A 6,532-nucleotide genomic window follows, 5' to 3' on the forward strand; every position below is an offset into this window, starting at 1 on the left:
GTGTCCATTCAGCAGTCGTTGGATGGACACTCTTTTTCGGTTCGGGGGCTCGACTGCGAATTTACCGGCAGCGAGCCGGTTGCGGTCGAGGTGCTCAGCGCCCGCACGATGCTCGTTCCCAAGGAGCTGTTCGATGCGGAACGGGCTCGTGCCCTGCTTGCGGCGAACGGCATGCCCCTCAGGGGTGCAGAGCGGGTGGTGTGGAGCGATACGCAGGCCGAAACGGTAGCCGTTATCGCCGTCCACCCCGAAGCAATTCGCCAGACGGAAGAGCGATTGGGAGCCCGGGTTCGGTTCACTACCCCGCTGCTGCACGTTCCGATCGCGGCCTGCGCGACGGTCTGGCTCTACTACACAGGGCTACTCCTATATATTAAGGTCTATAAGGGTGCGCTGCAACTGGCCGAGGTCATCGAAGCACCCGCAGAGGCGGATATACTCTTCGCACTGGAGCGGCTCGGACAGGAATTTGCAGCCGACGACTACGAGTTGTGCGTGGCCGGGGAGAGAGACCGGCCACTTTACAAGTTGCTCCGCAAACGTTTTCCGAAGATCCGATGCGAATAGTCAGCGGCAAATACCGGGGCCGGTCGATCGACCCGCCCCGCAATCTGAGGGCCCGTCCGACGACGGATTTCGCCAAGGAAAACCTCTTCAACGTACTGGGCAACCTGGTGGATTTCGAAGAATGCGACGTGCTGGACCTCTTTGCCGGAACCGGCTCGATCAGTTACGAATTCGCCTCGCGCGGAGCCCGGAGCGTCACGGCGGTGGAGATAAACACCGTACATTATAATTTCATCCGCCGGACCGCCGAGCGGCTCGGAATCGAAAATTTCTATCCCGTCAAGGCCAACGTGTTTCTCTACCTGCGCAACTGCGCAAAACAGTTCGACGTGATCTTTTCGGATGCTCCCTACGATCTGGAGGGCAGCGAAGAGGTCGTGCGGCTCGTGCTGGAGCGCGACCTGCTCCGGCCGGGCGGGATTCTGATCTTCGAACACTCGAAGAAGATGGATTTTTCTTCCTATCCGGAATTCTGGCAATTAAGGAGTTACGGAAGCGTGCAATTTTCCCTGTTCAAAAAATGAAAAAAATATTTGGAGTTAGCGAAAATTGTATTACCTTTGCATTCGCAATCAGGAAATGATACGCAAAGCAACACTAAGGTGCGTTAGTTCAGCTGGTTAGAATACGTGCCTGTCACGCACGGGGTCAGGGGTTCGAGTCCCCTACGCACCGCCAGCCATCAAAAAACCTCTGTATTTCGGTACAGAGGTTTTTCTTTTCTCTTTGCTGCAATAAAAATCTGCCAAGGCGGGCTGTGAGACGGAAAAATCACTACCTTTAGGGACCAAACCTAAAAAACCGCTTCATGAAGAGATTTTTCCTCCTGTCAGCCCTCCTCTGCCTGACGGGTCGCGTATTCGCGCAACCGCAGTATGTACCGGCCGAAGAGAATTTGCAGGCGCGCGAGGCGTTCCGCGACGCCAAATTCGGCATTTTCATCCACTGGGGGCTCTATGCCTTGCTCGGCACGGGCGAATGGACGATGACCAACCGCAACATCGATTACAGAGAGTACGCCAAACTGGCCGACGCTTTCTACCCGCATCGTTTCGACGCAGCCGAGTGGGTGGAGGCGATCAAGGGCGCGGGCGCCCGATACGTCTGTTTTACCTCGCGCCACCACGAGGGCTTCTCCATGTTCAACTCCGAGTGGACGGACTACAACATCGTGGACGCTACCCCGTTCGGCCGCGACGTGGTGGGCGAACTGGCCGCTGAGTGCCACCGGCAGCAGATCGGCCTCCACCTCTACTACTCCCACATCGACTGGTACCGCGAAGACTGCCCGCGGGGCCGCACCGGACTGGGGACCGGCCGGCCCAACCCCGCGGGCGACTGGCCCTCGTACTACCGTTTTATGAACAACCAGCTTACGGAACTGCTGACCCGCTACGGAAAGATCGGTGCCATCTGGTTCGACGGTATCTGGGACCAGGACCAAAACCCCGGTTTCGACTGGCAGCTGCCCGGGCAGTATGCCCTCATTCACAAGCTCCAGCCCGGCTGCCTGATCGGCAACAACCACCACCTACACCCGTTCGCCGGGGAGGACATCCAGATATTCGAACGCGACCTGCCCGGTGAGAACACGGCGGGGCTTTCGGGACAGACCATCGGCCAGCTGCCGCTCGAGACCTGCCAGACGATGAACGGCATGTGGGGCTACAAGATTACCGACCTGGATTACAAGCCGGCGCCGACGCTTATCCGCTACCTGGTCCGTGCCGCCGGACGCAACGCCAACCTCCTGCTCAACATCGGCCCCCAACCCGACGGACGGCTCCCGGAGGGGGCGCTCGAACTGCTCCGGGAGATGGGCCAATGGCTCGCACGGTACGGTGAAACGATCTACGGCACGCGCGGAGGAATCGTGCCGCCCCGCGACTGGGGCGTCACCACGCAAAAAGGCGACACGCTCTATGTACATATTCTCGATTTGCAGGACGACTGCCTCTACCTCCCGCTCGGCGGCAAGCGCGTGAAATCGGCCCGCAAGTTCGGAACCGCCACGCCGGTTTCGTTCCGGCAGGAAAAGGAGGGCGTGCTGCTGCGGCTGGGCGAGGTGCCCGACGATACGGACTACATTGTGGAACTGACGCTTAACTGATCCGACATGAAGCGATACCTATTGTGCGGAACGCTGTTCGCCCTGCTGCTCGCAGCCTGCGGACAGAAGCATTTCATCAGCGACAAGGCCTACCGCGCAGCCGTGGAGGCGGACCTTGCGGCCAAACGGAAAGCGCTGCCCGATGGCAATCTGTTCGGCGTGCTCGACAGCCCGCTGAGCACCTCCGAGCGGGAAGCGATGACGTTCCTCTATGCCTACCTGCCCCTGGGCGACCTGACCGACTATCCGGTCGACTACCACCTCGAAAACTACCGTTTGGCCGAGCGGGCGCGCCGGACGATGCCGTGGGGCAAGAGCGTTTCCGAGGAGCTGTTCCGGCATTTCGTGGTGCCGGTGCGGGTCAACAACGAAAATCTGGACGATTCGCGCCGCGTGTTCTACGACGAATTGGCACCCCGCGTTGCGGGTCTTTCGATGTACGACGCCGTGTTGGAGGTCAACCACTGGTGCCATGAAAAGGCGGTCTATACTCCGTCGGATGCCCGCACCAGTTCGCCGCTCGCCACCGTGCGCACGGCCAGCGGGCGCTGCGGCGAGGAGTCGACCCTGCTGGTGGCGGCCCTGCGGTCGGTCGGCATTCCGGCCCGGCAGGTCTACACGCCCCGCTGGGCGCACACCGACGACAACCACGCCTGGGTGGAGGCGTGGGCCGACGGCAGGTGGTACTTTTTGGGGGCCTGCGAACCCGAACCGGTCCTGAATCTGGGGTGGTTCAACGCCCCGGCCAGCCGGGGTATGCTCATGCACACCAAGGTGTTCGGCCGCTACGCCGGCGGCGAGGAGGTCGTGAACACGACGCCCAACACGACGGAGATCAACGTGACGGCCAACTATGCGGATACGGCTTCGGTCCGCGTAACCGTGACCGATACGCAAGGGCGTCCCGTCGAGGGAGCCCGGGTCGAATACAAACTCTACAACTACGCCGAACTCTATCCCGTCGCTGCGCGGACGAGCGACGCCGCAGGGCGTTCGTCGCTCTCGGCCGGACTGGGCGACCTGGTCGTCTGGGCCTCGAAAGCGGGTCGATTCGGATTCCGCAAAGTTTCCGTGGGAAAGGATCGGGAGGTCGTCGTGCCGCTCGACAAACAGGAGGGCGAGGCTTTCGGCACCGACCTCGACCTGACGCCCCCGCCCGGCAAAGACCGCTCCCCGAGCGTCACGCCGCAGCAGCGCGCGGAGAACGACCGGCGGATGATGCGCGAAGATTCGGTGCGCAAAGCCTATACGGCCACTTTCGCAAGCCGGGAACAGGCCGGCCGCTTCGCCAAGGAGCACGGGCTGGACTCAGCAACGGTTATTCCGCTGCTCGTCGCTTCGAAAGGGAACCACGCCGTCGTGAGCGGATTTCTGGCCGATGCCGCCCGCGCCGGAAACGGTCCGAGAGCACTGGAACTGCTCGGCACGCTCTCCGAAAAGGACCTGCGCGACGTGCAGCGGGAGGTGCTCGACGACCACCTCGAAAACACCCCGGCCGGAGCCGATGCCCGGCTCGTGTTGTGTCCGCGCGTGGAAAATGAGATGCTGACGCCTTACAAGGCGTTCTTCCGCCAAGCGATCCCGGCCGACGAGACGGACCGGTTCCGCGACGATCCCTCGCGGCTGGTCGCCTGGTGCTCGGAGCACATCGCCCCGTGCGACAGCCTCAATGCGCCGCGCATCCTCGTCTCACCGCAAGGGGTGTGGCGTGCACGCCGGGCCGACAGCGCTTCGCGCGACATTTTCTTCGTCGCCGTGGCCCGTTCGCTCGGGATAGCGGCCTGGAAAGATGCCGTGACGGGGAGGGTCCGCTACCGCCACCGGGGCTGCGAATACGATGCAGATTTCGGGGGAGCGGTTCGACCCGCTGCACCCCGAGGCGTGTTGCAAGCTGCTTACAGACCGATCGCGCTGTTGGACAATCCCAAATACTACAACCATTTCACCCTCTCGAAATCGGATGGGAAAGGGGCATTCCGCCTGCTCAACTACGAGGAGGAGGCGACCTGGAGATCGCTGCTGGCCGGGGGCGAAGAGCTCGAAAGCGGCTACTACATGCTGGTCAGCGGAACGCGGCTGGCTGCCGGCAATGTGCTGGCACGAATCGTCTGCCTGCCCGTCGAAGCGGGCCGGACCGCCCGCACGGAGCTGGTCATGCGCGAGGATGCCGGTGAAATCCGCGTTATCGGGTCGTTCGATTCGGAGGCCCGCTTCCGGCCCGTCGGAAAAACGGAACCGCAGAGCATCCTGCAAACCACCGGACGCGGCTATTTCATCGTCGGCCTGTTGGGAGCCGGCGAGGAGCCCACGAACCATACGCTGCGCGACCTGGCAGCACACCGTCAGCAACTCGAAGAGTGGGGACGGCAGATCGTGCTGCTCTTCCCGAGCGAAGAGAACTACCGCAAGTTCGACCCGCAGGAGTTTCCTCCGCTTCCCCGCAACATCACGCTGGGTATAGACAGCGACGGCAGCATCCGGCGGATGATGGCCGAAAACATGAAACGCCCCCACGGCGGACGGCTGCCGCTTCTGGTCGTAGCCGACACGTTCAACCGGGTGGTCTTCTTCTCGGAAGGGTACTCGATCGGCTCGGGAGAGCAGCTGACGAAAGTTATCGGCGGCCTCTGAGTGCTTCGATCGTGCGGCGCACCAGCTCCTCGGAGGTGATGCTGCGCACGTACTCGTCCGCCTCGTTGCCGCCCATCGAAACCTCGGGATTACGGAGCCGCATGCGGCTCCGTATCTCCGTGCGGGCGGAAAAGTGGAATTCGCGGGCTCCGGTAGCGGCGGCTATGCGGGCGATATTGCATTCGGTGATTCCGGCACCGGGCATGATGCCGATGCGGCCGGCTGCCCGCTCGACCAGCTGTGCCAGCAGCGGAATTCCCTCCTCGGCCGTCGGGCACTGTCCCGATGTGAGAATCCGGTCGCAGCCCAGCGACACGATCCGTTCGAGTGCCGCAAAGGGATCGCGGCAGCGGTCGAAAGCCCGGTGAAAGGTGACGGACATGCCCTCGGCCGCCCGCATGAGCCGTTCCATGACCGCGGTGTCCACCTCGCCCTCTTCGGTCAGGCAGCCGAAAACCACCCCGTCGGCCCCGGCCGCCTTGGCGGCGTGAATGTCCTGCTCCATGATCTGCTGTTCGAGAGGCGAATAGAGAAAATCGCCGCCCCGCGGCCGGATGATTACGTGCAGGCGGATGCCGATGGCTTCGCGCGCCGCAGCAATCTCCCCTATCGAGGGCGTCGTTCCGCCCTCGGGCATGCCGGCACACAGCTCCACGCGCTGTGCGCCTCCCCGCTCGGCGGCGATGCAACTCTGCGCCGAGTTGGCGCATATCTCGACCGTATACTTCATATTCGCAAGTTTTGATGCAAAGATAAGAATAAAAAATGAGAGATTGAGCAGATGAGCGCAAGAAGGTTGTAAATAAGGGGTTTAGAGGAAAACGGACTGCGAGGATGAAGCCAAGTGAAACCGCCAAAAAGCCAAATGAAACCGGAGTTACGTTACTATCCCGTTACTCTTTTCAAAATGGCGACAGAGGTTTTAAGAGGCTTTCAACACGCTGAATTACAAGTCCGATTCGGAGGATTCCGACTGCAAATGTAGCAGGATTTTCGATTTTCGGGCTGCACACCTTGAAAAAAGTCGGTTTTCGGGTGCGATTGCGCTGATTCGCTGCATTTTGCGTATCGACGGACGGCTCTACAAGAAATAATTTTGTTCACTAAAAAATTGTAGAGTTATGAGATCGACATTCAAAGTATTATTCTATCTGAAACGCAACGCCCCGAAGAAGAACGGGCTTATTCCGGTGATGTGCCGGATTACGGTAAACGGCAAAATCG

General features: G+C 61.1%; 6 protein-coding genes and 1 tRNA gene. 6 read left to right on the plus strand and 1 reads right to left on the minus strand.

Features of this window, described 5'->3' with window-relative positions:
* Positions 1-18: 18 nt before the first annotated feature.
* The 5 genes from ACMQ11_RS04305 to ACMQ11_RS04325 all read left to right on the plus strand — a co-directional run bounded on the left by ACMQ11_RS04305 (position 19) and on the right by ACMQ11_RS04325 (position 5,308).
* On the plus strand, positions 19-567 hold the full coding sequence (locus tag ACMQ11_RS04305) for a hypothetical protein (RefSeq protein ID WP_418991478.1): 549 nt from the start codon (positions 19-21) through the stop codon (positions 565-567).
* Positions 558-1,091, plus strand: a complete 534-nt coding sequence (locus ACMQ11_RS04310) for an RsmD family RNA methyltransferase (RefSeq protein ID WP_418991479.1) — start codon at positions 558-560, stop codon at positions 1,089-1,091. The genes ACMQ11_RS04305 and ACMQ11_RS04310 overlap by 10 nt, the downstream gene beginning before the upstream one ends.
* A gap of 77 nt (positions 1,092-1,168) precedes the next feature.
* A tRNA-Asp gene (locus ACMQ11_RS04315) sits at positions 1,169-1,245 on the plus strand.
* A 130-nt stretch (positions 1,246-1,375) separates the two neighbouring features.
* Positions 1,376-2,677: an alpha-L-fucosidase gene (locus tag ACMQ11_RS04320; protein ID WP_418991480.1), complete on the plus strand. Its 1,302-nt coding sequence runs from the start codon at positions 1,376-1,378 to the stop codon at positions 2,675-2,677.
* Positions 2,678-2,683: 6 nt separating this feature from the next.
* Positions 2,684-5,308, plus strand: a complete 2,625-nt coding sequence (locus tag ACMQ11_RS04325; RefSeq protein WP_418991481.1) for a transglutaminase domain-containing protein — start codon at positions 2,684-2,686, stop codon at positions 5,306-5,308.
* Here ACMQ11_RS04325 and ACMQ11_RS04330 read toward each other — a convergent pair.
* The gene (locus ACMQ11_RS04330; RefSeq protein WP_418991482.1) at positions 5,292-6,038 is read right to left on the minus strand and encodes a copper homeostasis protein CutC; all 747 of its coding nucleotides are present in this window, start codon (positions 6,036-6,038) and stop codon (positions 5,292-5,294) included. The genes ACMQ11_RS04325 and ACMQ11_RS04330 overlap by 17 nt on opposite strands.
* 391 nt (positions 6,039-6,429) lie before the next feature.
* Here ACMQ11_RS04330 and ACMQ11_RS04335 point away from each other — a divergent pair.
* Positions 6,430-6,532: hypothetical protein (locus ACMQ11_RS04335; protein WP_418991489.1), on the plus strand; the 103-nt coding region annotated here is incomplete at its 3' end.

Origin of the sequence: Alistipes sp., assembly GCF_048465575.1 — a bacterium.
Lineage (GTDB): Bacteria > Bacteroidota > Bacteroidia > Bacteroidales > Rikenellaceae > Alistipes.

What these genes read in the sequence shown, in the direction of transcription:
- ACMQ11_RS04330 (WP_418991482.1), bottom strand. Translation starts at nt 6,038, where the DNA reads ATGAAGTATACGGTCGAGATATGCGCCAACTCGGCGCAGAGTTGCATC.
- ACMQ11_RS04320 (WP_418991480.1), top strand. Translation starts at nt 1,376, where the DNA reads ATGAAGAGATTTTTCCTCCTGTCAGCCCTCCTCTGCCTGACGGGTCGC.
- ACMQ11_RS04310 (WP_418991479.1), top strand. Translation starts at nt 558, where the DNA reads ATGCGAATAGTCAGCGGCAAATACCGGGGCCGGTCGATCGACCCGCCC.
- ACMQ11_RS04325 (WP_418991481.1), top strand. Translation starts at nt 2,684, where the DNA reads ATGAAGCGATACCTATTGTGCGGAACGCTGTTCGCCCTGCTGCTCGCA.